The 24,936-nt window shown below is 37.9% G+C and carries 30 protein-coding genes and 1 pseudogene; 27 read left to right on the plus strand and 4 right to left on the minus strand.

Annotation, left to right across the window (positions count from 1 at the left end; all coding sequences use genetic code 11):
• Position 1: 1 nt before the first annotated feature.
• The 10 genes from thiW to AC4EHB_RS02150 all read left to right on the plus strand — a co-directional run bounded on the left by thiW (position 2) and on the right by AC4EHB_RS02150 (position 8,172).
• Positions 2-490 carry an energy coupling factor transporter S component ThiW gene (gene thiW, locus AC4EHB_RS02105; RefSeq protein WP_490973933.1) on the plus strand — a complete coding sequence of 163 codons (489 nt, stop codon included), beginning with the start codon at positions 2-4 and terminating at the stop codon, positions 488-490.
• A gap of 132 nt (positions 491-622) precedes the next feature.
• Entirely contained in the window at positions 623-1,375 is a 753-nt protein-coding gene (locus AC4EHB_RS02110; protein ID WP_490973934.1) for a 3-oxoacyl-ACP reductase, read from the plus strand.
• A gap of 79 nt (positions 1,376-1,454) precedes the next feature.
• On the plus strand, positions 1,455-2,762 hold the full coding sequence (locus AC4EHB_RS02115) for an LLM class flavin-dependent oxidoreductase (protein WP_490973935.1): 1,308 nt from the start codon (positions 1,455-1,457) through the stop codon (positions 2,760-2,762).
• Positions 2,763-3,183: 421 nt separating this feature from the next.
• Positions 3,184-4,146: a helix-turn-helix transcriptional regulator gene (locus AC4EHB_RS02120; protein ID WP_490980534.1), complete on the plus strand. Its 963-nt coding sequence runs from the start codon at positions 3,184-3,186 to the stop codon at positions 4,144-4,146.
• 74 nt (positions 4,147-4,220) lie between these two features.
• Positions 4,221-4,853, plus strand: a complete 633-nt coding sequence (locus tag AC4EHB_RS02125) for a type 1 glutamine amidotransferase family protein (protein ID WP_490973937.1) — start codon at positions 4,221-4,223, stop codon at positions 4,851-4,853.
• 412 nt (positions 4,854-5,265) lie between these two features.
• The gene (locus AC4EHB_RS02130) at positions 5,266-5,691 is read left to right on the plus strand and encodes a DUF4275 family protein (RefSeq protein WP_490980535.1); all 426 of its coding nucleotides are present in this window, start codon (positions 5,266-5,268) and stop codon (positions 5,689-5,691) included.
• A gap of 67 nt (positions 5,692-5,758) precedes the next feature.
• Positions 5,759-6,304, plus strand: a complete 546-nt coding sequence (locus tag AC4EHB_RS02135) for a hypothetical protein (RefSeq protein WP_490973938.1) — start codon at positions 5,759-5,761, stop codon at positions 6,302-6,304.
• Positions 6,305-6,455: 151 nt separating this feature from the next.
• Positions 6,456-7,205, plus strand: a complete 750-nt coding sequence (locus AC4EHB_RS02140; protein WP_490973939.1) for a HEAT repeat domain-containing protein — start codon at positions 6,456-6,458, stop codon at positions 7,203-7,205.
• Between the two features lie 74 nt (positions 7,206-7,279).
• Positions 7,280-7,594 carry a hypothetical protein gene (locus AC4EHB_RS02145; RefSeq protein WP_490980536.1) on the plus strand — a complete coding sequence of 105 codons (315 nt, stop codon included), beginning with the start codon at positions 7,280-7,282 and terminating at the stop codon, positions 7,592-7,594.
• Between the two features lie 353 nt (positions 7,595-7,947).
• A complete protein-coding gene (locus AC4EHB_RS02150; RefSeq protein ID WP_490980537.1) occupies positions 7,948-8,172 on the plus strand; it encodes a hypothetical protein in 225 nt (74 codons plus the stop codon).
• Positions 8,173-8,214: 42 nt separating this feature from the next.
• On the opposite strand, the gene AC4EHB_RS02155 is transcribed toward AC4EHB_RS02150, so the two are convergent.
• Together AC4EHB_RS02155 and AC4EHB_RS02160 are read right to left on the minus strand one after the other, a co-directional pair.
• On the minus strand, positions 8,215-8,829 hold the full coding sequence (locus AC4EHB_RS02155) for a hypothetical protein (RefSeq protein ID WP_490973941.1): 615 nt from the start codon (positions 8,827-8,829) through the stop codon (positions 8,215-8,217).
• A 310-nt stretch (positions 8,830-9,139) separates the two neighbouring features.
• Entirely contained in the window at positions 9,140-9,421 is a 282-nt protein-coding gene (locus AC4EHB_RS02160) for a colicin immunity domain-containing protein (protein WP_490973942.1), read from the minus strand.
• A gap of 158 nt (positions 9,422-9,579) precedes the next feature.
• On the opposite strand from AC4EHB_RS02160, the gene AC4EHB_RS02165 reads away from it, so the two are divergent.
• The 11 genes and pseudogenes from AC4EHB_RS02165 (at position 9,580) to AC4EHB_RS02215 (ending at position 16,354) form a co-directional block, all read left to right on the plus strand.
• On the plus strand, positions 9,580-9,981 hold the full coding sequence (locus AC4EHB_RS02165) for a hypothetical protein (RefSeq protein WP_490973943.1): 402 nt from the start codon (positions 9,580-9,582) through the stop codon (positions 9,979-9,981).
• Between the two features lie 89 nt (positions 9,982-10,070).
• Positions 10,071-10,298 (plus strand): MerR family transcriptional regulator, encoded by a 228-nt coding sequence (locus tag AC4EHB_RS02170; RefSeq protein WP_490980538.1) that lies wholly within the window; start codon positions 10,071-10,073, stop codon positions 10,296-10,298.
• Positions 10,299-10,424: 126 nt separating this feature from the next.
• Positions 10,425-10,625 carry a hypothetical protein gene (locus AC4EHB_RS02175; protein ID WP_490973945.1) on the plus strand — a complete coding sequence of 67 codons (201 nt, stop codon included), beginning with the start codon at positions 10,425-10,427 and terminating at the stop codon, positions 10,623-10,625.
• 525 nt (positions 10,626-11,150) lie between these two features.
• Positions 11,151-11,309, plus strand: coding sequence for a tRNA U-34 5-methylaminomethyl-2-thiouridine biosynthesis protein (locus AC4EHB_RS02180; RefSeq protein ID WP_490973946.1), 159 nt, complete (start codon positions 11,151-11,153; stop codon positions 11,307-11,309).
• A gap of 649 nt (positions 11,310-11,958) precedes the next feature.
• On the plus strand, positions 11,959-12,405 hold the full coding sequence (locus AC4EHB_RS02185; RefSeq protein ID WP_490973948.1) for a hypothetical protein: 447 nt from the start codon (positions 11,959-11,961) through the stop codon (positions 12,403-12,405).
• A 657-nt stretch (positions 12,406-13,062) separates the two neighbouring features.
• On the plus strand, positions 13,063-13,431 hold the full coding sequence (locus AC4EHB_RS02190) for a DUF4279 domain-containing protein (protein WP_490973949.1): 369 nt from the start codon (positions 13,063-13,065) through the stop codon (positions 13,429-13,431).
• Positions 13,432-13,938: 507 nt separating this feature from the next.
• Positions 13,939-14,160: pseudogene (locus AC4EHB_RS02195) on the plus strand (DUF7878 domain-containing protein); the annotation flags it as partial.
• A gap of 118 nt (positions 14,161-14,278) precedes the next feature.
• Positions 14,279-14,644 carry an immunity protein CdiI family protein gene (locus AC4EHB_RS02200; RefSeq protein WP_490980539.1) on the plus strand — a complete coding sequence of 122 codons (366 nt, stop codon included), beginning with the start codon at positions 14,279-14,281 and terminating at the stop codon, positions 14,642-14,644.
• A 341-nt stretch (positions 14,645-14,985) separates the two neighbouring features.
• Positions 14,986-15,192 (plus strand): hypothetical protein, encoded by a 207-nt coding sequence (locus AC4EHB_RS02205; protein ID WP_490973951.1) that lies wholly within the window; start codon positions 14,986-14,988, stop codon positions 15,190-15,192.
• A gap of 277 nt (positions 15,193-15,469) precedes the next feature.
• A complete protein-coding gene (locus AC4EHB_RS02210) occupies positions 15,470-15,766 on the plus strand; it encodes a hypothetical protein (RefSeq protein WP_490980540.1) in 297 nt (98 codons plus the stop codon).
• 120 nt (positions 15,767-15,886) lie between these two features.
• Positions 15,887-16,354 carry a hypothetical protein gene (locus AC4EHB_RS02215; protein ID WP_490973953.1) on the plus strand — a complete coding sequence of 156 codons (468 nt, stop codon included), beginning with the start codon at positions 15,887-15,889 and terminating at the stop codon, positions 16,352-16,354.
• Positions 16,355-16,484: 130 nt separating this feature from the next.
• Here AC4EHB_RS02215 and AC4EHB_RS02220 read toward each other — a convergent pair whose 3' ends face one another.
• The gene (locus tag AC4EHB_RS02220; RefSeq protein ID WP_490973954.1) at positions 16,485-16,748 is read right to left on the minus strand and encodes a hypothetical protein; all 264 of its coding nucleotides are present in this window, start codon (positions 16,746-16,748) and stop codon (positions 16,485-16,487) included.
• Positions 16,749-16,993: 245 nt separating this feature from the next.
• Here AC4EHB_RS02220 and AC4EHB_RS02225 point away from each other — a divergent pair, with 245 nt between their 5' ends.
• The 6 genes from AC4EHB_RS02225 to AC4EHB_RS02250 all read left to right on the plus strand — a co-directional run bounded on the left by AC4EHB_RS02225 (position 16,994) and on the right by AC4EHB_RS02250 (position 23,864).
• On the plus strand, positions 16,994-17,437 hold the full coding sequence (locus tag AC4EHB_RS02225) for a GNAT family N-acetyltransferase (RefSeq protein ID WP_490980541.1): 444 nt from the start codon (positions 16,994-16,996) through the stop codon (positions 17,435-17,437).
• Between the two features lie 420 nt (positions 17,438-17,857).
• Positions 17,858-18,289 carry a DUF4829 domain-containing protein gene (locus tag AC4EHB_RS02230; RefSeq protein ID WP_490973956.1) on the plus strand — a complete coding sequence of 144 codons (432 nt, stop codon included), beginning with the start codon at positions 17,858-17,860 and terminating at the stop codon, positions 18,287-18,289.
• Between the two features lie 590 nt (positions 18,290-18,879).
• Positions 18,880-19,407, plus strand: a complete 528-nt coding sequence (locus AC4EHB_RS02235) for a hypothetical protein (RefSeq protein ID WP_490973957.1) — start codon at positions 18,880-18,882, stop codon at positions 19,405-19,407.
• A gap of 1,154 nt (positions 19,408-20,561) precedes the next feature.
• Entirely contained in the window at positions 20,562-22,064 is a 1,503-nt protein-coding gene (locus AC4EHB_RS02240; RefSeq protein WP_490973958.1) for a glycoside hydrolase family 32 protein, read from the plus strand.
• A gap of 1 nt (position 22,065) precedes the next feature.
• Positions 22,066-23,031 carry a carbohydrate kinase family protein gene (locus AC4EHB_RS02245; protein ID WP_490980542.1) on the plus strand — a complete coding sequence of 322 codons (966 nt, stop codon included), beginning with the start codon at positions 22,066-22,068 and terminating at the stop codon, positions 23,029-23,031.
• Between the two features lie 263 nt (positions 23,032-23,294).
• A complete protein-coding gene (locus AC4EHB_RS02250; RefSeq protein WP_490980543.1) occupies positions 23,295-23,864 on the plus strand; it encodes a sugar O-acetyltransferase in 570 nt (189 codons plus the stop codon).
• A 449-nt stretch (positions 23,865-24,313) separates the two neighbouring features.
• Here AC4EHB_RS02250 and AC4EHB_RS02255 read toward each other — a convergent pair whose 3' ends face one another.
• On the minus strand, positions 24,314-24,877 hold the full coding sequence (locus tag AC4EHB_RS02255) for a cysteine hydrolase family protein (protein WP_490975602.1): 564 nt from the start codon (positions 24,875-24,877) through the stop codon (positions 24,314-24,316).
• Positions 24,878-24,936 lie beyond the last annotated feature (59 nt).

The following is a 24,936-nucleotide window of genomic DNA, read 5'->3' on the forward strand; positions in this document are numbered from 1 at the left end:
AATGAAGACAAAACAGCTGGTCATTATGTCCATGTTTGTGGCGCTTGCAGTCGCAGGTTCCGCAGTCGTGTCCTTTCCGGCAGGAATTGCGCGTGCCTATCCGATCCAGCATGCGCTTAACGTCATAGCGGCTGTGTTCTTCGGCCCAATCCCTGCGGTTACGATTGCCTTTGTGACAGGTGTCGTGCGTGTGATGACTGGCACCGGTTCATTATTGGCTTTTCCGGGTGGAATGATCGGAGCCTTGCTGGCGGGGCTCTTGTACAAGATGTCCGGAAAAGTCGGCTTTGCGGCTGTGGGTGAAATGATTGGCACCGGCATCATCGCCTCTCTTATTGCCGTTCCGTATGCAAAATTGCTGATGGGGACTGAAACTGCGGCATTTTTCTTCATGCCGCCATTCCTTGTCTCAAGTATCAGCGGAGCTATTCTAGGTGTCGTGCTGGTTTATAAATTGGAGAAAAGTAAAGTTCGGGATTTATTATATTGATAGTCCCATACAATGTAGATGAATTAACATAAGAGCATTAAAGAAAGATAGGGATATGTTAATTAGTCAAATTCAATGATGTGACAATCGGTTCGCAAGAACCTTAAAAATTCTATACGAGGAGGAGTTACGATGAACAGAACAGTATTGGTAACGGGCAGTAGTAGAGGTTTGGGAGCCTCTATTGTAAAGACGTTGGCACAGCAAGGGTTTAAAGTGGTTATCAACTACTTTAAGAGCGAAGGAGCCGCTGAAAAACTTGTTTCTGAGCTGGGTAGAGAGAATGCTATTGCAATTCGTGCCAATGTCACAAATCGTCAAGAAGTTGAGGCCATGGTAAAGAAAGCAACAGAATATTTTGGCCAAATAGATGTCGTAGTCAACAATGCTTTGATAGACTTCAAATTTGATCCGAATAGACAGAAATCCTTTACAGAACTTACTTGGGAGGATTATCAAAAACAGCTGGATGGCACGTTAAAGGCCGCATTTAATGTAGCTCAAAGCGTTATGCCACAATTTATTGAACGACGAAATGGAAGTATTATCAGTATTGGCACTAATTTATATCAAAATCCTGTCGTCCCATACCATGAATATACAACAGCAAAAGCTGGACTGATTGGTTTTACGCGTAATATCGCTTCTGAACTAGGACAATACGGCATAAAAGCAAATGTAGTTTCAGGGGGCTTGTTAAAAACGACTGATGCGAGTTCTGTTACAACCCCAGAAGTATTCGATTTAATTGCTCAATCAACGCCATTGAAGAAAGTAACGACTCCTGAAGATGTAGCTAATATGGTCGCTTATTTATCTTCAGAAAATGCTGACGGTATTACAGGTCAGAATATAACAGTAGACGGCGGGTTGACCATGAACTAATAATCTACATTACAATAGATAGTTTTTTGAAAAAGAATATTTTAATCAGATAATCATGACATACGTAGAGGTGTAACGAATGAAAGAAACGCAAGGCAAACAACTACACTTAGGTGTTTTGCTGTATGGATGTGGGCATCATCAAGCTGCTTGGTTGATGCCTGATTCAAGGATTGAACGCATTGGGGACATTTCTTATTACCAATCCTTAGCACAGTTAGCCGAAACTGGTTGCTTTGATGCGGTTTTCTTTGCCGACAATCACTCATTCCCGGCTAACGATTCGGATGAAATGCCAGCATTTTGGCTAGATCCAGTGGTCAGTTTAACAGCTATTTCTCAAGTGACAAATTATGTGGGATTAGTTTCAACAATCTCCAGCACCTTTTCAAATCCTTTCACTGCTTCAAGACAGTTGTTAAGCCTAGATCACATTACTAAAGGACGTGTTGGGTGGAATCTTGTTACCTCAATGACGGATTGGGAAGCATTAAATCATAGTATGGAAGAACTGCCTTCCCATGACAAACGATATGAAAAAGCTGAGGAATTTGCTGTTTTAATGAATAAGTTATTTCTATCATGGGACAGCAATGAGTTTCTATATAATCGGACAGAAAGACAGTTGATCAACCCTGTAAATATACGACCTGTTAACCACAACGGTGCCTATTTTAAAGTAAAGGGCCCATCCACGACGCCTAAAAGCCCTCAAGGCAGACCAGTAGCCATGCAAGCAGGGGCTTCTAAACAAGGCATAACTTTAGCCGCAAAATATGCAGATGCAGTCTATTCCGTGTCATGGAGCTTAAATCAAGCAAAAAAGTTCCGCAAAAAGTTGGAGGAGCAGGTTAAGCGAAACAAAGGATGCGATCGGCATATTAAAGTATTCCCAGGTTTAGTCACGTATGTAGGTCGTACCCATGAAGAAGCTCTTGCCAAAAAATCAGCATTAGATGAGAAACTACCTGTAGAAACTGCTTTGAAACGGTTGAGTTTCTTTCTTCAACAAGATTGTTCAAATTGGGAAATCGATAAAAAAGTACCTCCCTTACCTCCAGCAGAAGAATTTATGGGTCCAGTTGGACGATACGAAACAATACTAGAAATTATTAACGATACTCAACCTACAGTAAAAGAACTATTAGGATATCTTAATGCAGGCGGCGGGCATTTCACGCTGATTGGTACTCCCGAGGAAATTGTGGATCAGATGGAGGTTTGGTTTGAGGCGGGTGTGGCTGATGGATTTAATCTTATGCCTCCTACATTACCCGGGAGTTTAAAGGACTTCGTTGACCTCATTGTTCCTGAAATGCAAAAAAGAAACATCTTCAGAAAGCAATATGAAGGGCGTACTTTCCGCGAACATTTAGGATTAACATGAATGAAGTAGTTTGAAGTGACTGAATTAGAGGCGAAGGTCGTTTTTGAAGGGGCAAGCCATTGGATGAAAGGGGCTTTGCTGCAAAATGAAACAAGTAGAAAAAGGTGCTTTGGCAAATGAAAATTTTAAGTACCATTCACTCCATTTTTTTACTTGCCTAAGTAATTTTCTAATGAGGGATGATTTACATATGAGGGATTATCAGAAGCTGCATAAATAGAAAGCGAGAAAATAGGTGGATTAAAGCTTGTTTTCTCGTTTTTTGTGTATGAAAGTGTTATTTTACGAACGGTTTATTTATGTGCACTACATTTATTGGTAAAAAAAGTTAAAGGAATCATGAAACAAATAACAGGAAAATAATGGTATGATTTTTCAAGAGAGAAAAGATCGAAAAAATTTTATATAGAGGGGGAATCATATGCCTAAAATTGACAATATGTTAGCAATTCTATGGATGCTTCGTTCAGGTGAAAAAATTACTGCACAACAAATTTCAGAAAAGTTGGAGATGAATATAAGAACTGTGTATCGGTATATTGATACAATTTCCACAAGTGGCGTACCTATCATTTCAGAACCAGGACATAACGGTGGATACACTTTAATGAACAATTTTATTGAGGCTCCACTTTTTTTTGATCTGGAGGAGCAGACTTCACTGGTTCACGCGGCTGTTTTTGCAGAAGAAGCCGGATATTATGGAGGCGAAGCGCTGAACAGGGCCATCTCTAAACTAAGTAACTACTCAAACCAAGAACAGGAAACAAAGATAAACCTACATTTGACAAGTCTTGAAGTCATCAGTCGATCAAGTTCACTCTCTACGGTACCTTTTTTGAAGGAGTTGGAGCAGGCCGTATCTGCCGGGTGTTCCGTAAAAATTCTTTACCATAAAAATGGCGAAACGCAATTCAATGATAGATTGATCGATCCGTATAGAATCATCTATTGGAATAATAAGTGGTATACGATCGGATTTTGTCATCTTAGACAGGATCTCCGTAGTTTTAGAGCAGATCGAATTGAAAGTCTCATCCAAACCGAACATAAGTTTAACCGGCCAGAAAATTTTTCAACTCGTGACTTTTTTATAAAAAATCTTCTTCCAGCTATCGAAGATAAGGAAGGGATAACTTCTCTGGTTATTAAGGGGGATAAAAATGTATTGGCTGATATTTGCCAACATTGGTTTTTAGGACATTATTTACAAGAACAGACTTCAAATCAAGCAGTGTTTCTTCTGGAAAAAGATGTGATACATACATATGTACCTTATTTACTTTTACCGTACAATAAATCACTTAAAGTTATTGAGCCAATAAGTCTTAAGAAAAGACTTATTGAAGTTCTGTCGGAATTAATTAAATTTCATGAAGTATGATGACTTCCCTGACGGTACATGTCAGGGAAGTTATTTTATACTAGCACTATCAATTGAGATTGGAGTGTTATTGAATGCAAATAAAAAACGTTTTTCTCTATGTATTTAATACAATGTCGGACTGGGAATATGGATATTTAATTGCTGAACTAAACTCAGGAAGATATTTCAAAAAAGATGTAGCACCTTTAAAAGTAATTACAGTGGGAGCTAATAACGAAATGATTACTACGATGGGAGGACTGAGCATAAAACCAGATATTTCCCTTGATGAATGTGCTTTTGAGAGTAAAGATCTTTTAATTTTGCCAGGAGGGACTACTTGGAATGAAGAAATTCATCAACCTCTCTTGGAAAGAACTGGCCAAGCTTTACAGCTTGGTGTTATTGTTGCCGCAATTTGTGGGGCAATTGAGGGCCTCGCAAATATGGGATACTTAGATACCAGAACGCATACAAGTAATAACTTGGAATATACTAAAATGGTATCCCCTAATTATAAAGGAGAAGAGTTCTATGAGTTGGGATCTGCGGTATCCGATGCGAATTTAGTTACGGCAACAGGAATCGCTCCTCTGGAATTTGCCATGGAAGTACTGAAAAAAATAGATGTATTTACACCAGATGCATTAAATTCATGGTATAACCTGAATAAGAATCATCAACCTGAATACTTCTTCCAGTTAATGAATTCAATAAATAAGTGAAGTAACTGAAAAGCTCAATTTCTCTATTTTGATTTGTAGAGAAGTTGGGCTTTTTGATTTGGAATTTCCTTATCGTTGTAAATCCGCATTTTACTAATGCTAGCCCAATATCAGAAATTGTATAAAGGAATCTTTATCCACAAAATCAGTTAACATATGAGGAATTATCAGCAGTAGCGGTTATTCTAATAGCAACATACTAAGGGGAATGCCATGCTAATCAGCACGGCTTTTCCCTTTTGTCTATATGAGTATAGATTTACGAACGCTTTACTTTACAAAATTAGCTATCTATCTGCTTAGTAGGTCCGTATATTTAAAGAATCAGTTATTAAATTTAGCTTTTAAATAAATGGGGAAGCATAGAAAAAGTGCTGAACATAGATGCTCTTTAAAAAAGGAGATTAGTAAGTTGGATGAACTTTTACAGGGACAAATAAATCGATTACAGAACATGAACATTAGCTTTACAGTAATGCCAAACAAGGAGAATGAGTTAGAGCAGCGGTGGGAAGAAGCTTTTACTAAGGAGATCAGCAAATCCCAAAAGCGGAAGATGGCGTTTAAGCAATGTATGTGGAATGTCTTCAGCTGGAGTAAAATCGAGTGTTTAAAAGAGCAGTGGGCGATAGGTGCTTTTGATTTGCAGAAAAAGGCTGGATGCTATCTTATTTGTCCATCTAGCGAAGATGCACTACATATCCCAAAGGCTAGTCGACTAAAAGCGAAAGATATTGCTCCTATGGGTCGTGATCTCTATATCGTCGATAAACACTTCACCTGGACCTATGTTCTGACCCACGAAGAAGACTGTGGTCCTTATTTTTATAAGCTTTAAGATTACATTGCTCTTATACCGACTAATGTCTATATAAAACATCAGCAAATAATAAGGCGGTGAGAAAGTGGAAATATCACTAAATGATTTTTTAATTGGAGAAGGTTTTTCCTATACTTTTAAATGTGGGAAGAGCGGGAGGATTAATTTTTATTTTTTTATCGATTCAAATGAAGAGCATTTAACTAGGAGTTATAGCAAAGTTTTAAAAGAATTTTTAGAAAAGTTAAATAGGTACCCGATTTATCTGCATGGAATTAGTGGTTCGAAGGAAATCAATATATCAGAAGGAGCAACAATATTGAAAGTTATGCCTAGAAATTATCATCATCTAGTAGAACTAAATACAATTGAAGAGCTGCTTAATTATTTTTCTAAAGCATATTTGGACGCTTATAACAATGAGAGTATTTTGTTTTCTACCGAGAAAACGATAGAAATGGATTATACAAGCGACATTGGTTTAGCGAGATTTATTTTGGATTTTACAAAAACGGCATCAAAAGAAAGGTATTATCTTTGGATTGGCCATGACGGAATAGGTTTTGACTTCGTTTCGAATTTTTCTGATTATCCGTATAAGGAAGTTCCGATTACAAGGGAAGAGGATTAAATGAAAACATATCCATCTATTATGTTTATTAGAGATCTGGAAATAAATGTAACTGATATGCCGTTAAGTTATATTCAGAAAAGAAGGTAACATGATGAATCTATTACTCAAAAATTTTACAAGGGAGTATCGAAGGGGGAAATGTTCCATCATGAAATCCGGGCAAAAAATAATGATCATACAGGGATTACTCGAACAGGCTGGGCCGAATGCCATCGGAAAGATTGCCGCCTTTTTAGAAGATGAGGATTCCCACGTTATCTGGATGGCCATCGATGCTTTGGGAACATTGCCGATTAGTGAAAAAATCAAATCCATCTTGTTGTCCTTGATTGAAAATCCGAATGAAGAAATCCGATTCAAAGCTCTCGAATCACTGTGGGGTTATACGGGGGACGATGTTTTGCACGCGGTGGTCGCGCGGTTAAAAGACGACAATGAACTGGTGCGCATCTCAGCGATAGAAGCCTTGGGCGAGATGCGGGATAGCAGAGGGAAACAGCATCTGATAGCTGCCTTAACCGATGAGGAAGAGATTGTACGAAGGGAAGCGGCAGAAGGGCTAGGCGAACTTGGAGATGCATCGGCAATCCCTGTACTGCAAGCCTTTCTTCAGAACGAAACAAGCAGTACCGCGAAAGTCGGTTTCTATGTCGGTCTCTGCCTTTTGGGTGCTGAATTTCGCCTGCAGTCTCTTTTGAATCTATTGAAAGACCCTTCTTATCAGGTGCGTTGTTCAGTTGCCAACATCGTGTTGGATTTGATCGATGAAGAGAATAAAAAGCTTATTAAAAAAGCGCTGCAAGCAGCACTCAGGAGGGAAACGACAAATGCTGCCCGGTCCAGCTTGCAAAGCGCATTGGATGAACTAAGTTCCTCAAGTGATTCAACTATGAAGTGAGTATGTAAACAGTTGAATGTAACTTATTGGTAAGTAAGTACATTCAATTTTAAGTATAGGGTGGAGGGAATCAATTGAAAAAGCAATATTTTGTTCAATATTCAGATGCCAGTTTAATAAACGCTTTTGTCCTTCCAAAGGATATGTTTGAATCAATTGCTGTAGGAATTAGAGACATGGAAACCACCTTTCTTTTTACGTTGATTCAAAATATGTGCACCTTTCCAATTTTTTTCGTACTGGAATCGGTGATTTTTGAACACATAGAAATGAGTATTGCGGAAAAAAATATCTCGCCCTACAAATTTTCTTCGGACGGTTTTATTATTAAAATTGATTCGGCTGACACATTAGAATGGGTTTCCACTATTCGGTTGAGTTGGTTTTAAATGGAATAGAAGTGTTTATTTTCTTTGGAGAAGGTATCTCTGAAATGAATCTAGTTCCAATAAGAAATTGGGATAGGCCTACAGAATTTAAAAATCTTGATTTTGATAAAATCGAAACTTTTATAGATGCATACGAGGTTGGCCTTACTATATTTACGAAGAATGAAAAATACAACTCACCTAAAAAAGTTACACAGTACATACCGGCAGATTACTCGCTTGATTTAGAGAATAGTGACACTGAATACTAAAATATTTGTGGCTTTAGCAGCACTTGGTTATATACCATTTTGAATATAACTTATTGTGAATGAAGTTACATTCAAAACACGACTAATTTTAGGAGTTAGAAAATGAGAAAAGAATTTTTAAAACAAGAGAAATGGAATATAGTACTTTTTCTTTTTGCAATGATAGTTGGATATGTTTCTAGTGTGATTTTTATTGGTGGTCCTGTTACTTATTCAGCACCAGCCGGTGTATTAATGGGGTTTCTTATACTTGAATCATGGAATTACAGAAACTTTAAAAAAGAATGGGAAATCAAAAGACAGAGCAGTACTTGGAGAAAGTTTTAATTCTTTCAAACTGAATGTAACTTAATAGCAATTAAGTTACATTCAATCTTCATTGTTTACAATCGATGTTTCAACTGGAAAATAGCTGGCCAGCTTTTCAATTGTCGAGGAACGGGGTTCGGTTGTATAGAGGTTAAACCCATCCCCATCATGCCAAATCTCGATAACTGTCGATGCACCATTCATATCAAAGTGAGGCCATATCCAAGTCTTCTCACGTCCAAACCAGCCCTTCCCTAACACGGATTTATACACGATATTATCTGAGAATGAAAAGGCGTAGAAGTTATTACAAGTTGCTATCCAAAAAGTTTCTTGTATAACAAATGCCAGTGAAGAAGGGGTTTCGATGGTGAGTTTAAAAACAGGAAACCGTTTGTTTTTCAGCCCCTCAAATCTTAAAGAGTATTCAATGTTTTTGCCTTGAAAAAGGCCTTCCAAATCCTCTTCCATCCCATTAAACGGTTCAAATGTAAAATAGATTGGAAATAGGAATTTTGTACAAATGAACTCAACGAGTAGTTCACCTGTTGAATTAGGATCAGCAATAGATTCAAAAGGAGCCATATGAAACTTCTCAACAGTTTGACCATCCTCACACAAAAGCATTTCTCCATCCGACCCAATAGTTTCAGGAATGATAAAAACCTTATCCATTAGTGCTGCCTCCTTTACATGGAAGAATATTTCACGTTCTTAGTATCACACTTTTATCTAGAATTTGCAGTTTACATAACGATGGTTGAATGTAACTTATTACAAATTAAGTTACATTCATGCCCCCCTATTCTAAAGAAGTTAGAAGCATTACAAGAGAAAGTGAATTTGCTAGAAAAAATGATACATACAAAAGGCTATTCTGTCAGGCTTAAAGCTAGGATAGTGAAGGACAAAGTTTACATATCATGAATTATCGGAAGTTATAAAAAAAGGAGCTGCTGGTTATTAGCAGCTTCTTTCTCTTTTTCTATTGATTGTCCATCAATTGATTTAATCTAAACAACGCTTCCGTGATCTCTTTTCGAAGTTGTTGCTCAGAAATTTCAAAAGGAGTTTCTTGTACTGGAAGACATTCATGCCAGTAACAATCTGCAGCTTCAAAGACAGCATTCAAAATCTCAAATTGAGCTTCCGTCATTCGATCATCCCATTCAATAAATTTTTTCATGTAAACTGTTTGAAATTCATCGGCCGATAGTTCACCCGTAAGAAACTTCACCATGAGGTCTTTATATTTGGCTTCTATCATTTTTCTTCCTCCCGATAACTTGTGATATGTAAACTACCAATACTGGTAAGCGCTGCTGCTGTTTTTTTAAAACAGATAGCTTCTTTCTATTTTTCGGCTCATAATTTAACTATGCACTTTTAGGACTTTAAATTGCTAAAAGCAAAAGGAGTAGTTCTATGATTCAATTACTTGAAGACCAGGAATGGAAATTAGTTCTGGAAGAAGAAAATCAAAAATACCGTTTTAAAATTACTCATAAAAATTTTATAGAAATAACGACGATGTTTATGGAATTTAATAAAGACATGCTGCTGATCACTCAAAAGGTGTTAAAGGATATTGGCAAAGAAATTGAAAAAGGAAAAACAAAAAGCAAATATGACTCATTTGAGCTCTTAGAAGATAATACCGGAAACTTTTTACTGACTATTGATTTAGGGGCATATCATAACTTTGACTTAAAATTTATTAATTACTCTGCAGATTTCCAATTAGATTTTATCGGACATTCTTACGAGTTAATAAAGTTAAAAGATGCTGTCAACTTAATTATCGAAGAGCAATCTTACTATCCTTAAAATTTCAGCAAACTGTTCGATGAAAAAAACTAAAACATGTATGAGTGATCGAACTCTTATAACATGAAACCAAAAGAGGTGGTGATGGTTTGATGATGACGCCGAGTGAAATAAGTGCCAAATTAAATATTCAACCCTCTACATTGCGAAAGTATTCGGCTTTGCTCGAACAGGAGGGCATTCAATTCAAACGAACCCATAAAAATGCCCGTCTTTACACGGATAGCGAGTACATAGCGATTGAAAGCATCATAGCGACAGTGCATAGCGGTAAGAAATCGCTTGAAGATGCTGTCATAGAAGCATCTATGATATAAAAAGGGGCATCTCTGTAGCGCCACGTGAGCGCGATAGCGACGACATAGCAACTGCTACGCAATGAAGTCAAACAGCTAAAAATCCAGCTACAGCAACAAGAGGAGCGTCAAAAAGAACGGGATATCATGTTTGTAGAAGTCCTGGAGAAAATGCAGCAGAAGATTGATCGGATGGAAGCACAACAGAAACAATTACTTGCACCAGTACAGGAAGAATCCGAGGTAGATGCGCCAGAATCGTCCTCACAGCAGCCAGAAAGCGAACCTGAAACGGTAACACCTAAAAAAGATACACGAAGTTTATGGGCCAGGATCTGGAACAAATAGAAGGCGCTAATTTAGGGGATGTGAATGTAACTTAAGTGCAGTTAAGTTACATTCAGATTCCATTATATTGACTTAGTAAAGCTTTTAAGAGCTTGGTTAGAAAGAGAAGTAAAAGTAGATATCTTATGGAGTAATATGATCTTAGTGGGGGAGGTTTCTTAATGACCAAGTACTTAAAAGATGCACTTACAGTGGTATTAGTAACATTTGTAGTATCAGTTATTTTGCACCTTATTCTCTTTGGAGAAGTAAGATGGGTCCCACTTATTAGCATCATTCCGATTATATTTGTTGGAAGATTATTTATACAACCTATCTTAAAAAGAAATTAGACAAGTTCAGTATTACACGAAAACTTATTCAACTGTAGCTGTTCTATCTATAGTGAATGTAACTTATTGTGATTAAGTTACATTCAAATTAGCAAAATACTTCATTCCTTAAAATATCTATAAAACTTAGAATATTTAATTAAATTACATGTTAAAGTTTAAAAACAGACCAAAGATTCGAATGGAGGACAAAATGAAAGGTTTACTTTTAGCAATCTTAGGGGCACTAGTAGCATGGTTCGTAATTAGTTTCTTTACAGATGATTGGAATGCAGGAGGACTAATAGGCATAGTCATTGGAATTGTAGTAGGATATCAAATCGGAAAAACAAATAAAGAAAAATCTAGCTAAATATTTTTTGTTAGAACTGAATGTAACTTAATAGCAATTAAGTTACATTCAAAGTCGTGGTACAATTTGGTATATATGGATTTATTATTTAGGGGGAGTTCAATTAACAACAAGTTTTGGAAAGTCGCTGGATTCTCATTTTTAATTGTATTTATTCTCACTTATTTGCTAGGCGATCACACAATAATGACAACTGATGTAAATGGAATGGTTTCACCAGCATTATTAACGGATTCCGAATACTTTTTCAAAACAGCTGGTTATTCTTTAGTGATTACTGCAATTATTTTATTAGTAGTTTACTTAATTAATTTGCTTCAGAAAAAAAGTCAAAAACAATCGTCTTGAGGCAGTACGTACTCAAAAGCTCTTATCGTCAATACGCATACCGACAATAAGAGCTTTTGGACTTTTTTATGGAAAACTGAATGTAACATATGTCTAAATAAGTTACATTCAAAACCCTGGTTCCATTGACTTTCCCAGAAATAACGAAGAAATAAAGATTTCTGAAAAAAAGATACATTCACATCCTTGATTTTACTGGACTCGCCTTTTCCTTGGCGGCACTCTGTTTACTTTAGTAAAAATCCTTAAGTAACTTGTTTGTAGGGAAATTTAGGTCGTACCAACAGAAGGAGGGAGAAAATTGGTGAAAAAATATGGGGTCGGCCTTATCTTATCCCTCGTTGTTTTACTTCTTATTTTTGTCGTGGATGCACAAATTTATCACCACGTGATGCTCTTGAACACCCCGATCATCCTTTTAAGTCTGCATGTAATCGTCCACAAACACCTTATACCGGAAAAGCGATATGGAGCCTATTTCTTTTTTGTGCTAATGGTGGGAGCCTCGATTTTCTTTTCGCTTCCGGAATTTACCTATCAGCAAGCCCGGGAACAGATTTTTGCTACCTACGGCCAGGATCTACATCTGATGGACCAAGACAACTTGCCCCTCGGTCGGGACGATGCCTGGCATCCCTTCGCGCCCAGATGGGGCTATGCTTTTGCGGGAACCGTGCCATCCAGCAACGAGCATATCTCCTTTCTCTTTATTCCGGACAGCGGAAGAATTTTCGAAATTGCCCCCTGAGAAACTTTTCGTTAATGCCTAGTTGTTCCGTAAAGATGAAAATGAACTAAGGCATACGCAGTGGAATGGACTTTTCTTATCGGTGAACGATTGGATACCGATAATGAAACGGACAACTGTCCATTTTAGATATGGCGGTCAGCAACATGCAATTGTGGCAATTAGTTCTATCTAGATGCTGGACTAATCGGAAAATCTCCTAGATTTCACTGCACGCATCTGTTTCAGTTTCATCAGTACAAGATTGAAGGGAGTGTATTACAAAGTAGTAGCGCTTCTTTTCAACGTTTGTTCGCAAAATCTTAATTTAGCGAACAAATCAAATCTATTTAAAGACGTAGGAAGAGGGGATAACTCTTTAATATTCTTAACCTAAAAGTTTACGCTAAATTCATCATTATTTTACATATGAGGGATCATCAGAAGCAGAAGTAATTCTTATAGCAAACACAAAAGAGAAAGAGAGTGCCGGAAAAGCACTATTCTTCCTCTTTTGTTTGTATAAGTGGACTTTTACGAACGCTTTTTAAATCGATTTGATTAATAATTTTCATAAGATATTTTCTGATTACTGGTAATATGATTGAAAGAGTATTTGAAAACAGACCATTACTATTGTGCGTAGGAAAACTATTTAAAATGGCTTAGGGGGATACTATGGAAAAAACGAATAGCTATACGTATTTTGGAATTGCCAGTAATGGGGAACTGGGCGACCGCGGGTTCCAAGCTAATAAAAAAGGAATGTTCAATCCAATAGAGATAACTGATTTGCTGGACATTCAGCCTTTTAGTAGTTGGGCCTATGGGGACAGCAGAGTGAGTGGACCTAAGTATCGTTTCTCTTCATGGGATGCGGAAAAATCCGATATTGATAGATTAGATGTAGAAGCCCAGTGCAGGGATACTATTAAAAGGTTAAAAAACAAAATTCCACTTCTCAATCAGATAAAGAAACAATATGACGTGATTTTTGTCCTGATGATTGTCCCTAGCATATATGGTGACGAACAGCCTTGGATCTAGTTTAATGAAGAAGTAATAGAATTTTGTTACTTAACAGGAACTACAATTAAAGTGGATATGTATATGCATTCTTTAGTGGATTAAGACGAAGAATCATTGAATTAACAAGCACTATCAATGAAAAGCAAACAAGGGATCCAAATCGTATTATTTTTTTGAAATACAGAGACGAAGCTTCATTAGAAAATGGTTCCAGTTGGAAGGGAATGTAACTAAAGTGCAGGGCAGGGCAGTGAAGTTATATTTAGAAAAAGTTCAAATAGAATTCTGCTAAGGGACTGAAGACATGGCAAATCTGTCAATCGATTTTAAATTGGATCCGGCGTTAAAATTGGATAAAAAGTTACTTCAACATAAAAACGGGAATTTATTGATCGATGTACAGGGAGAATTACAAATTAGCATTAATCAGTCAATTTTTTCCTGGAGCCGTCCTTAGCGATCCTTGAACTGGGAGTAGATTTGAAAAGTTGGAGAATGAAAGATCAATGAGCCGTAAACAACTTTTACTTTTTCACGATGGAACACGATGAACGAGAAGGCCCAATCTTAGCTTTTATTAAAAAAAGCGAAGAAGAGTGGCTTCTCTTTTCGATTTGGCAGGAATTTAAACAGGATGATACCCTAACCTCTGCTGATTTGATGAAAGCAGTAGATTGTTTTTTAACCGAATTAGAAGAAGTTTTAGTTAAGAAATTTATTATCAGGTACTCGGATTTTCATCAATGAGCGTTATGGTATGGAGCACATAATGTACTCGAACTTATAAACGAAAGGTATAATTTATTAACGACTTTCTATTGAATTACCTTCTCTTTTGCTTAACACCTATTATGTAGCTGAAGACATGAAAGGAACGAATGATAAACTTATGAGATGTTTGTGCGAAAAACAGGAAACACATGAAGTGAAATTGGAAGGGGATGTGGGAACAGATCCTCTTTGGTGCATTCATTGTGGATGCAATCTTGAAGTAGAAGATTTGCCAGTCTCAACTAACTTGCAAGTTGAATTAAATAAGTGGGCTGTAGCTTATGGGAACTGGATTGATTGGGAGATAGACAGATTGCTTCCTAATGGACAGATGCTTGAGAAAGAACACAATAAATTGGGAATGGATCTCACTGAAAAGTTAAAGGATGAGCTTAATGGAAGTTTAAAAGTTGTATTTTCACCTTCCTCAATAGTCAGCGATTATCAGGGAGAAAATTAAAGTGATCTAGAATATAGATTACAAAATGGTTTACAAGATAACCATTACTGGGGTGTTCGACTTTAGCATTTTGTGTTTTTTCAGTAATTTATGGTGAACTAGACCAATAAAAGACAGTTTACATATGGCCGCTTTATGAGCAGCTGCTTGAATATGAAGAGAGAGAAGATGTGGCAAGAGCACCTTTTCTCTCCTTTTTGTCTGTAAAAGTGTCTTTTTACGAACGGTTATTTTCTGATAAATTTTCATTGAGTATAATTTTAATATGGTATTATTGGTAAAAAATGAAAATCTAAAGTTGCACTGCTGATGAAACCGTACTAAAAGAGGAGGATTACCTTGTGGAGTGGAATTGGAATAAAACTAGCATCAATCTTCCGTATTCATATGAAAATCTTAAGACTCTTTTAGATGAAGTCTGCAAGAAAGAAAACCAATTTTCTCAAGTTGATTTTTGCATGTGGTGCGATAATTTAACAATGGCTTGGGAAGAAGAAGATTTAGATGACCAGGATGAATTAGCTTTTTCTATTGCCCGGGGATATTGAGTGTCAGTGGGATTTGTATGACCACGGTTTTTCTTCGTATGAAAAACTGATGAAAGAAGACCTTTCCAAATTGGAATTGCCACCTGAATGTTTTAAGGAATGGGCAGCTAAATTGAACAAAAAATAACCAAGGAATTACTGGATGTGAATGTAACTTAAATGCAGTTAAGTTACATTCGATTATCTATTCCATATAAAAATTGCTCTTATCTTTTATTGTCCAGACTAAAAAAAACTTTAAAAGTAAGATAGTTGTTACCGAAATGGAGGAAATCATGTGCAGGTATGGATTCCTTGGCTTGCGACTGTTTTGTTCGGATACTTTGCACTTTCCGGCTTGTATGCTGGATTGAAACCCTATAAAAATGAAGAGGAAAGAGAATTCGATGATGCCTTTTCCTATGGCGATGGAATCTTTGCGGCTGTGGGATTAATTTTTGCCTTTGTCTTATGGGTAAGCGAAAAAATATTTCCTCAAAGATTCCAATTAGTCGTTTATAGGGGAGTTGCTCTTTTAATTGCTTTGGTTATGATGGGGATGATTTATTTATTTTGGTACTTTTATTTCAATTAAGCAGATGGAAATCTAAATAATTATGTAAGGATTAATGATTTTGAATGTAACTTATTGGTAAGTAAGTTACATTCGGAGTCACGAAAGAATTACAACCCAAAATGAAGATAGGATGTTTTTATGGAAAGACTCTATACAAAGTGGGAGTTAGAAAATCTGGAAGATCGGTATGAGTTTTTATTTCCAGTTCCTTATGAATCAAATACGATACCAGACAGATTGAAGGAAATGCGAGAAGTTTCTTTCGCTGCAATTACTTGCCAGTTGATTCAGGACGATTTTTCTTTGATTGTATGTATTCCCCATCTCCCAGTAGTTAAAGTATTAAAACAAGCCGAAGTGCTTAGTACGAGCTATTCTTTTAAGCTCTTAAGAATACCATCTCAAAATTACAATGCTGCTATCGAAGAATTTTTAATAGAAAACTCTACTGAATTAAAGTTTTTTTGGATAAAGGATATTCAGAAATTGCAGTTTGAGATGCCAAAAACCAGTTACGAAAGAATAAAATTAGTAAACATGAACCAAAATGAAATTTATAGTTTTTGGCTAGAAGATCGAGAATGTACAATTGCAACGTGGAATTAAATGCTTCTTATCTAACATTCTTAACTTCAATTTTTACTTGATTAAATAGCCGAAAAACAAATGTAACTTATTGTGAAGTAAGTAATATTCAGAACTCTGCTTTATGAAGGCTATTTTTTAATTATTAAACCTATTTAAACCAATATAAAAAAAGACAAATATATATAATAGTCACTACTGAAACATTCAATTTACTTTCTCTTCGGTTGAATGCAACGGTAAAAAGAAAGACAAAAAGAGAGAATAAAGCCAGTCGAATAGCAAAGGTATTAGTATAATCATTTTCATAAAAACTCATCAATATTACTCCTAAGGCAGCGCTAATAATTAAAATTAAAGTTTCATGCTGCTGCATTTTCTCTGCGAACGTTGGCTTCTCTCCAACTTCGTTCATGATGACATCTCTCCTTGCTTTAAATTATATGTGACTACTGTACCAAATTATTTCCAGCAAAGTTTTATCTTTTCTGAAATACGGATATGTAAGGGGATTTCTTTATTGAATCTGAATGTAACTTAATACTAATTAAGTTACATTCAGATTACGGTAATTCATAAGTAAGGAGACTAGAATTGAATATTAGAAAAGCAAATTTTTTGGATGCAAGGGGAATAGCTCAAGTTCATGTTGATAGCTGGATGACTACGTATCGAAACATCGTTCCGGACGACTACTTGAATCAACTGACATACGATGCCAGGGAACAATTATGGCAGCAGAATCTTGTAAATGGCGATGTCTTTGTCGCAGAAGACGAAAAGGGAAAGATCATCGGTTTTGCGGACGGCGGCAAAGAAAGGACGGGGAACTATGACAAGCTGGACGGCGAAGTCTATTCCATCTATGTATTGCAACATGAACAGAACAAAGGCGTAGGAAGATTTCTGCTAAAAGAAGTGGTCAACGATTTGAAGAACCAAGGCGTGAATTCGGTGCTCATCTGGGTGTTGAAGGATAATCGCTCTTGTAGGTTTTATGAAAAGATGGGAGGCAAGGTCGTGGACAGCAAATCCTTAGAAATCTCCGGCAAACGGTTGATCGAAGTCGCATATGGATGGGAAGACCTCACCATAATAAAATGAGTCATCCCTAAATTTCTAAAGAGGTTTGAATGTACCTTATTCTAAAGTAAGATACAGTTAGAAATCTGTATTTCATAAACTTTCCGACGAAAACAGACGAAAACTGCATTTGCAAGAAAAAATGATACATTCAAAAAATTTTTCTTAATGAGTGCAATTTACATATCATGATGATTCACTCGATATCAAGGGGAAGACACTGAAATTAACCAAGATGTTCTTAATCTGGAGACATACCTATCCATAATGGATAATGGAATAGCACGATTTACTGTGTGCATATTACAGGGAAATAAGTGACTATGAAATTCGGCAGAGCTGCTAAACCACTATCTAAGATGAATGAGAAGGAGCCAGTTTCAGGTCATTCACGTTATCTAATACATACAAGTGTCTGAAAATAAATGATGGGGGGATCATATGAAGAAGATTTTATTTGTCCTTTGTCTGGTTTTTGTGTTGATAGCCAGTGTATTTTACAGCCAATCCGGCAAAGCTACTGATGTGCAAGTGAATTTGGGAGAGTCTGTGAAGTTTTCTGATGAGGAATTAACTAATGCGGCAATAGCTGTAAAGAAAGAGGTCAGGAATTTTAAGGGCGTGGAACTTAAAGAGTTATGGTTTATGGAAGAAGAATCAGACAGAGTGGTTAAAGATTATATGAAGTATGGCCATGGTTCATCAAACGGAATAAAGAAAGAAAATGTAATCGTTCTGGTATCTAATTTTAAGACGGATGCTAAAGGTGGCGACGGCGGCTTTGAGCCTGATTTTTTATACACCGATTGGAACTGGATTCTAATTAGGGATGATCATTCCGGCAAGTGGCACGTCGATGACTGGGGATACTGAATAAAATTTGTAAATCCCAAACTTCTGAATGAAGTTTGAGCCAGGTCTGTAGACAAACTCAATAAAATGAGTTTGTCTACAGACCTGGCCCTCCATTAGAAAAAACATGCACTCAAAAGGCTACCCGATAAAGTTTTAAAAATCGAATCTCAAAAGGATATAGGTTTACATATCAAGCATTATTGGAAGACAAGAAACTTGAGTAAGAGGTTCTTGTTTTTTAGTTTGTAACCGTATCATTTTACGATCGTTTTATTCTGAAATTATGCATCTGTCATTTAGATCCTAAGGAAAAGTGAAATGGACCAAATACAAGTACATTTAGACTTAGGTTAGGCAACACTTGAAGTCAGCTCTTGAAGGTTCACCTATAGCCAGAAATAAAGATGGAGCTTTTCCTATTTTCCATTAAAAAAAAGTCCACCAAATCGGATGTGAAATGGAGGGCTTTTCAATTTATATTTATCCTTTTTGTACTTCAAAAAATAACCCGTTGCCTTCAAGATGTTTTTTTAGATAAATAAATAAGTTTGAATATTCTTGAAAAAGGGTAATTTACTATGTAGACTTTTTAAACGAGGGGGATCAATATGGAAAAAAATAATCGTGATGATTCTGTCCGAAAAGATTTGCAAGACACGCAGCAATTCCAGGCGGCAGATGCAGGTACAGATAGGAATATCGAAAAAAAAGAACAAGGGGATAACGAACTTCGAGAAAGAGGCAGTTCAAATACTAACAACGATAGTTCGAACGAGCCTTACTCTTCTGATGGGGACACTACACTTAGAAAAAAAGACCCGAATAATCCAGCAGACTGGCGGGAATCGGATGCACCAAATCCGAGTAAAGAAACAAGCGGTTGGCAATCAAGCAATGATTCGGATGACACCATTCGGGAACCAGAGGGAACCTATACAACGGGGGAACGTGGAAACGTAATAAACAGCGCAACTTGGGATCCAGAGAGTCACCTGCGTGAAGAAGATGTAGGGCATATAGATGTGAATGATTACACCCAAAACACCTCATCTGAAAACCAAACGAAGGAACAACAGATCAAACAGTCCGAAGAGCCTGTAAACGTGAACAAAGACCGTGTTCAAAAGGAAAAGTAAATGTAGGAAAGCACGTGGTGGTGGAAAACCAATCCATTGATGTGCCGAACTACCCCTCATATACCTGAGAAACAGAGAAGAAAATTACAATTTTCTTCTCTGTTTCTTTATTTTTGTCTCAAGCTGCTTTCATGATTTCTGAGCATCAACTTCGGAAAGAAGTAACCGAAGCGATGCTTGAATTGTGCAAAACAGGAGATATTCAATAGATTTGATGAAATAGAATTTAATTACAGTGATTAATTCCAAAGAGTCCTCTTAACGAATGATTTGTTAATATTTCAGCAGTTATTAGAAGTACCAGTTATTCTAATAGCAAAACACAGAAGAAGAGATTGGCTGATTCGTGTCACTGCCGGTGATAAAATACCCAATAACGCCGTTTTAAAATTCCCCATTTATCAAGGATAATTGACATATACCATCTTGTAGCGGAGTATGTGTCGATGTTGAAAATAGAGGAAATTTTTATGATTCGGGAACTGCACCAAAAAGAATGATCGCTAACGGCCATTGCCGAAAATACCGGCTTTGACCGGAAAACCATACGGAAATACATAAATGCCGGACCAAAGCAGAAAATTTAGACAAGGAATTCGTTTAGAAAATCGTTGTAGCAAAATAACGATATTATTCAATCGAAGCTTCAAAAGATTAGAGGGAATCTTTTCCGAGGAGCAGTCGATTAACATGACAAGATGCCCATCAGCTTGGGATTTGGGCAGTAAATTTGAGGCTTCCTCGACTGTAAAAATTGTGTTTTTTCAAGTTGTTTGACAAGCTCATTTCGTTATTCCCATGCTATAATTAGGTATAAGCAAAGAGGAGTTTGTCGAGCATCACCGCGATATTACGAACCTGGAAAACCGTGTTATGGCTCCATTAGTCCACCAACAATGTTGTCCTCAGCTTCACTTGCTTAGTCGCTTCCACACCAGCAGCATAGAGCAAGAAAAACTATTCTTATCTATGTATTTGAGTTATCTTGATTGAAGAATCACAGGTGACAAGAAGATAGGCACATTCTAAAAGCCCTTTTTGGAACCTCTTCCAAAAAGGGCTTTTTGTAGGGGAAAAGGAGTTTAGAGATATTCAAGGTTTTTGTAATGTGTTATACCGTAAGATTTGCTTTTATTAAAAGGAGCATGCTAAAAATGGAACTGCAGCGGGAGAAGAAATACATCCGGCTCGATCAAGTCAGCCAGCAAGAGATCGATTCATTGATTTCGAAGGTCAATAGCTGTTTGTGGCGGCAAACGTTTCATATTCAACCGGTTTCCGGGCTTCTCAATGATCCGAACGGCTTCTGTAACTATAACGGGGAATACCATCTGTTTTATCAATGGCATCCGTTAGGGCCGGTTCACGGCTTGAAATATTGGTACCATACCAAGTCCACAGATCTTGTGAACTGGAAGAATGTCGGGATCGCCATCCAACCGGACGATTATTTTGACAGCCATGGTGCGTATTCGGGAAGTGCCGTTGAACACGAAGGAAAAATCTATTTGTTGTACACGGGTAATACGCGGGATGAGCATTTTGAAAGACATCCCCATCAATGTATTGCCATTATGGATGCCGAGGGGAAAATCACGAAATTGGAAAAATCCGTTCTGGATAATGTCCCAGCTGGGTATACAGAGCATTTTCGCGATCCGAAAGTGTGGAGAGAGGGAGACCGTTTTTACGCGGTGATCGGAGCGCAACGAACGGATAAGACAGGGACCGTCTGTTTATTAAGTTCACCTAATCTGCTGGATTGGAAATTTGAAGGAGAACTGGACACAGAATTGGATTCCTTCGGATTCATGTGGGAATGTCCGGATTATTTTGAAATTGAAAATCAAGGCGTCCTGATTTTCTCTCCGCAAGGACTAGAACCTGAAGGGGATCTTTATCAAAATATTTACCAAGCGGGTTATGTGATGGGCAAGAAAATCGATCTGGAGCGAAAAGAATTGATCCACGAACATTTCATCGAACTGGACAGAGGCTTTGATTTTTATGCGCCCCATACGATGCAGGACCCGAATGGCAGACGTCTGTTGGTCGGCTGGATGGGGTTACCTGAAATCGAATACCCTACCGACATTAATGGATGGGCGCATTGTTTGACGATTCCTCGGGAATTGTCGGTCGACGATGGGAAACTGATTCAAAAACCTGTTCCCGAACTTCAGTCGCTGCGCAAAAAGAAAGTCCAAGCAGCGGATACCCTTTCAAATGAAAAGAAAGTGTATGAAGGATTTTCCGGTGACACCTATGAACTGGTGTGCGAGTTTGAACAGAGAGATGCTTTGGAATACGGAATCGAGTTCCGGGCGAATGGAGATGAAAAAACGGTGATTACGTATGATGCGGTCCAGGGGAAAGTCATCCTTGACCGAACGCTATCGGGCCAAGTGATTGGCAGCACATTCGGAACGGTAAGGAAATGCCACATCGATGGCGATGTGTACAAATTCCATTTGTTCGTCGATTCTTCATCAGTGGAGATTTTTGTGAACGATGGTGCAGAAGTGTTTAGCTCCCGGATTTTTCCGGATGGCAAAAGCCAGGAAATCCGCTTTTTTACAAAGGGTGGGTCTGCATCGTTCAAAGCGGTGAAGTGGGATTATAAAACAGCGCAAGGCATAAGTAGAGAGGTGTGCTGAAATGGGGCAGCTGTTTTCCATTGGCGAACTATTAATAGACTTTATTCCGCATGAAAAAGGAGTGGCATTGAAAGATGTCGTTTCGTTTACGCGAGTTCCGGGCGGTGCACCGGCAAATGTGGCAGCTGCGGTTGCAAAGTTTGGCGGAAAGGCTTCACTGATCACCAAATTAGGGGAAGATGCCTTTGGTGATTTTCTTTTGGAGCAGCTTATAGAGGCCGGTGTGGGCATAGATAAGGTATTCAGAACAAAAGAGGCGAAAACCGGCCTCGCGTTTGTTTCTTTGCGTGAAAATGGAGAACGCGACTTTTCATTCTACCGGAATCCTTCTGCAGATTTACTCTTTCGGGATTCAGAAATAGATGCCGACTGGTTCAATCATGGGGATATCTTGCACTTTGGTTCGGTGGATTTAGTGGAGAGCCCGATGAAAAAAGCACATGTGAAAGCGATTCAAGCAGTCAAAATGTGTGGCGGGATCATCAGTTTTGATCCCAATGTGCGTCTGCCACTTTGGGACGATCCGCAGGAATGTCGAAAGACGATTCTGGATTTTATACCAATGGCGCATATTGTTAAAGTTTCTGATGAAGAACTGGAGTTTATAACGGGTATAGCGGAAGAACAAAAAGCAATTGCGTCTTTGTTTACAGGGGATGTAAAGGTAGTGGTGCTGACAAAAGGTGCGAAAGGTGCAGATCTCTACGTCCTGAACAAAAAATATTCATCCGCGGGATATTCTGTCGAAGTAGAGGACACAACGGGCGCAGGAGATGCGTTCATCGGCGGCTTCTTGTATCAGCTGTTGAATCTGGATACTGATCAAGATAATTTAGTGGCCATAGTAAGTAAGCATCATCAAGAAATACTGGCATTTGCAAACGCTAGCGGAGCACTGTCTACTACTGGAAAAGGGGCAATCTCTTCTCTGCCTACGAAAGAACAAATTATGCAATTATTAAAATAAAACAAACTATTATGTATGGGTTAGTTTGTTGAACCAAGTTTAAGACTTAGCTCATGAACAAATTTTAAAGAGAAGGAGGCGACAGCGCTTCTTCTTTTGTTTTTGCAAAAAAAGTTTCTTCTTTTTTATTAATGGAGTTTTCACAAACACTTCGTCTATATTATGTTACTTCATTATTTCACTAGCAATATAACCTAACAGATTTTATCTAAAAATAATTAGGGTATTGGTAGTTATAAGAAAAGATTAAAAGGAGGATTTTAATGGAGATCAGTGACTTTATGGCGCATATGAACCGAGGAGAAGCAGTGGAAGGTGGTTCGGAGATGCACCGAATGATGCATCAGCTCTCACAGGAAGCATTAAAAATAACTGTAGAATTGAACGGGCGTTATCATACTCCCGCAGAAGTTCGGGAACTGTTTTCCCAGTTAATTGGTGAATCGGTAGACCCTACGTTTGCTTTGTTCCCGCCTTTTTATACGGATTGCGGGAAAAATATCCATGTGGGCAAGAATGTCTTTATCAACTCAGGTTGCCGTTTTCAGGATCAAGGAGGTATTACCATTGGCGATAATGCTCTCATTGGACACAATGCGGTATTGGCTACACTGAATCACGACATAGATCCCAAAAAGCGCAGCACGATGCATCCCGCGCCTATTACGATTGGGAAAGACGTCTGGATTGGAGCAAATGCCACAATTCTTCCCGGTGTTGAAATTGGAGATGGGGCTATTATTGCCGCAGGTGCAGTTGTGACTCGAAATGTGCCTCCTAATGTAATTGCAGGGGGTGTGCCTGCGAAAGTGCTAAAGAAAATCGAAGCCTAGTCAGAAATAAATTAGGGAACTGTCTAAAACTAGGCAATGAAAAAAGAAGGTGGCTGATTAGCACTGATTATCCTCTTCAAGGTCTATAGAGATACTTTCATACACACTTTGAAAGGGGTAAAAGGAAGGGTGCTGATGTTATATAAAATAGTTCAGAAGCTAATGTATAGCTAAGCAAGCAGCGAAGAAACACGGTTTTCCTCTTGGAACCCCAAGAGCGATAACTTAGAGAATGTTATCTCGGTCAACATATCGCCAGATTATCAGTAGCTGCATATACAGAAAGGGAGAGAAGAAGCTGTGGACAGCAAAAGTACTGCCCCCCAAAAGTTAGAGTGAAAAATCAACTTTTGGGGGGCAGTACCAAGTCTTCTCTTTGATTTTAATAGATAGGTATAAATGGAAGCTTGCAAAAAAACAAGCTTCCATTTATATTGAAGTCATCATTTCTAGAGGATTTCGACTTTCTGTTGCAAGAAATCCTCGGTCGATGTTACTTCGGCATACATACCTTGGAGTGCGCCGACAAACGCATAATGAACCTGTTCTGCCGGAACGATCTGATCTTGATAAGTTAACTCTCTTGTCGCGCAAGCATCTTCGATCAGTGTCGTTTCGTAACCCAAATCCACGGCAGCGCGCACGGTGGCATCAATGCACATATGTGTCATCATACCAACCACTACTAACTTGGTTATCCCTTTTTCTTTTAATTGGCTTTCTAATTCTGTTTGTAGAAAGCTGTTTGCGAAATGTTTGACGATGACGCTTTCATGTTCTAACGGCTGAACCGCTTCATGTATTTCAGTACCTTCGGTGTCTGGAAGAAAGAATCCCATAGCGGGGTTGCTGGCAATATGCTGAACATGGAAAATATTTTCTTTGTGATTTTGTCTAAACCATTCCAGAACTTTAGCTGCATTGGCAGCTGCGCTTTCCGGATTGCTCAATTCCATTTTTCCGTTTGGGAAATAGTCCTTTTGTATATCGACAATGATTAAAGCTGTGCTCATTTTTTCCACCCCATTCATAAATTTTTCCTACAAGTTAATGATATACAGGTTCCAGGTTT

Source organism: Planococcus sp. TJ-302 (genome assembly GCF_058268455.1).

Coding starts and splice junctions, on each gene's coding strand:
- thiW (WP_490973933.1), top strand. CDS start 2: ATGAAGACAAAACAGCTGGTCATTATGTCCATGTTTGTGGCGCTTGCA.
- AC4EHB_RS02240 (WP_490973958.1), top strand. CDS start 20,562: ATGGAACTGCAGCGGGAGAAGAAATACATCCGGCTCGATCAAGTCAGC.
- AC4EHB_RS02250 (WP_490980543.1), top strand. CDS start 23,295: ATGGAGATCAGTGACTTTATGGCGCATATGAACCGAGGAGAAGCAGTG.
- AC4EHB_RS02110 (WP_490973934.1), top strand. CDS start 623: ATGAACAGAACAGTATTGGTAACGGGCAGTAGTAGAGGTTTGGGAGCC.
- AC4EHB_RS02175 (WP_490973945.1), top strand. CDS start 10,425: ATGTTTGTAGAAGTCCTGGAGAAAATGCAGCAGAAGATTGATCGGATG.
- AC4EHB_RS02125 (WP_490973937.1), top strand. CDS start 4,221: ATGCAAATAAAAAACGTTTTTCTCTATGTATTTAATACAATGTCGGAC.
- AC4EHB_RS02200 (WP_490980539.1), top strand. CDS start 14,279: ATGAAAGGAACGAATGATAAACTTATGAGATGTTTGTGCGAAAAACAG.
- AC4EHB_RS02155 (WP_490973941.1), bottom strand. CDS start 8,829: ATGGATAAGGTTTTTATCATTCCTGAAACTATTGGGTCGGATGGAGAA.
- AC4EHB_RS02180 (WP_490973946.1), top strand. CDS start 11,151: ATGAAAGGTTTACTTTTAGCAATCTTAGGGGCACTAGTAGCATGGTTC.
- AC4EHB_RS02255 (WP_490975602.1), bottom strand. CDS start 24,877: ATGAGCACAGCTTTAATCATTGTCGATATACAAAAGGACTATTTCCCA.
- AC4EHB_RS02225 (WP_490980541.1), top strand. CDS start 16,994: ATGACTACGTATCGAAACATCGTTCCGGACGACTACTTGAATCAACTG.
- AC4EHB_RS02215 (WP_490973953.1), top strand. CDS start 15,887: ATGGAAAGACTCTATACAAAGTGGGAGTTAGAAAATCTGGAAGATCGG.
- AC4EHB_RS02230 (WP_490973956.1), top strand. CDS start 17,858: ATGAAGAAGATTTTATTTGTCCTTTGTCTGGTTTTTGTGTTGATAGCC.
- AC4EHB_RS02245 (WP_490980542.1), top strand. CDS start 22,066: ATGGGGCAGCTGTTTTCCATTGGCGAACTATTAATAGACTTTATTCCG.
- AC4EHB_RS02115 (WP_490973935.1), top strand. CDS start 1,455: ATGAAAGAAACGCAAGGCAAACAACTACACTTAGGTGTTTTGCTGTAT.
- AC4EHB_RS02165 (WP_490973943.1), top strand. CDS start 9,580: ATGATTCAATTACTTGAAGACCAGGAATGGAAATTAGTTCTGGAAGAA.
- AC4EHB_RS02190 (WP_490973949.1), top strand. CDS start 13,063: ATGGAAAAAACGAATAGCTATACGTATTTTGGAATTGCCAGTAATGGG.
- AC4EHB_RS02150 (WP_490980537.1), top strand. CDS start 7,948: ATGAGAAAAGAATTTTTAAAACAAGAGAAATGGAATATAGTACTTTTT.
- AC4EHB_RS02220 (WP_490973954.1), bottom strand. CDS start 16,748: ATGAACGAAGTTGGAGAGAAGCCAACGTTCGCAGAGAAAATGCAGCAG.
- AC4EHB_RS02140 (WP_490973939.1), top strand. CDS start 6,456: ATGAAATCCGGGCAAAAAATAATGATCATACAGGGATTACTCGAACAG.
- AC4EHB_RS02235 (WP_490973957.1), top strand. CDS start 18,880: ATGGAAAAAAATAATCGTGATGATTCTGTCCGAAAAGATTTGCAAGAC.
- AC4EHB_RS02160 (WP_490973942.1), bottom strand. CDS start 9,421: ATGATAGAAGCCAAATATAAAGACCTCATGGTGAAGTTTCTTACGGGT.
- AC4EHB_RS02120 (WP_490980534.1), top strand. CDS start 3,184: ATGCCTAAAATTGACAATATGTTAGCAATTCTATGGATGCTTCGTTCA.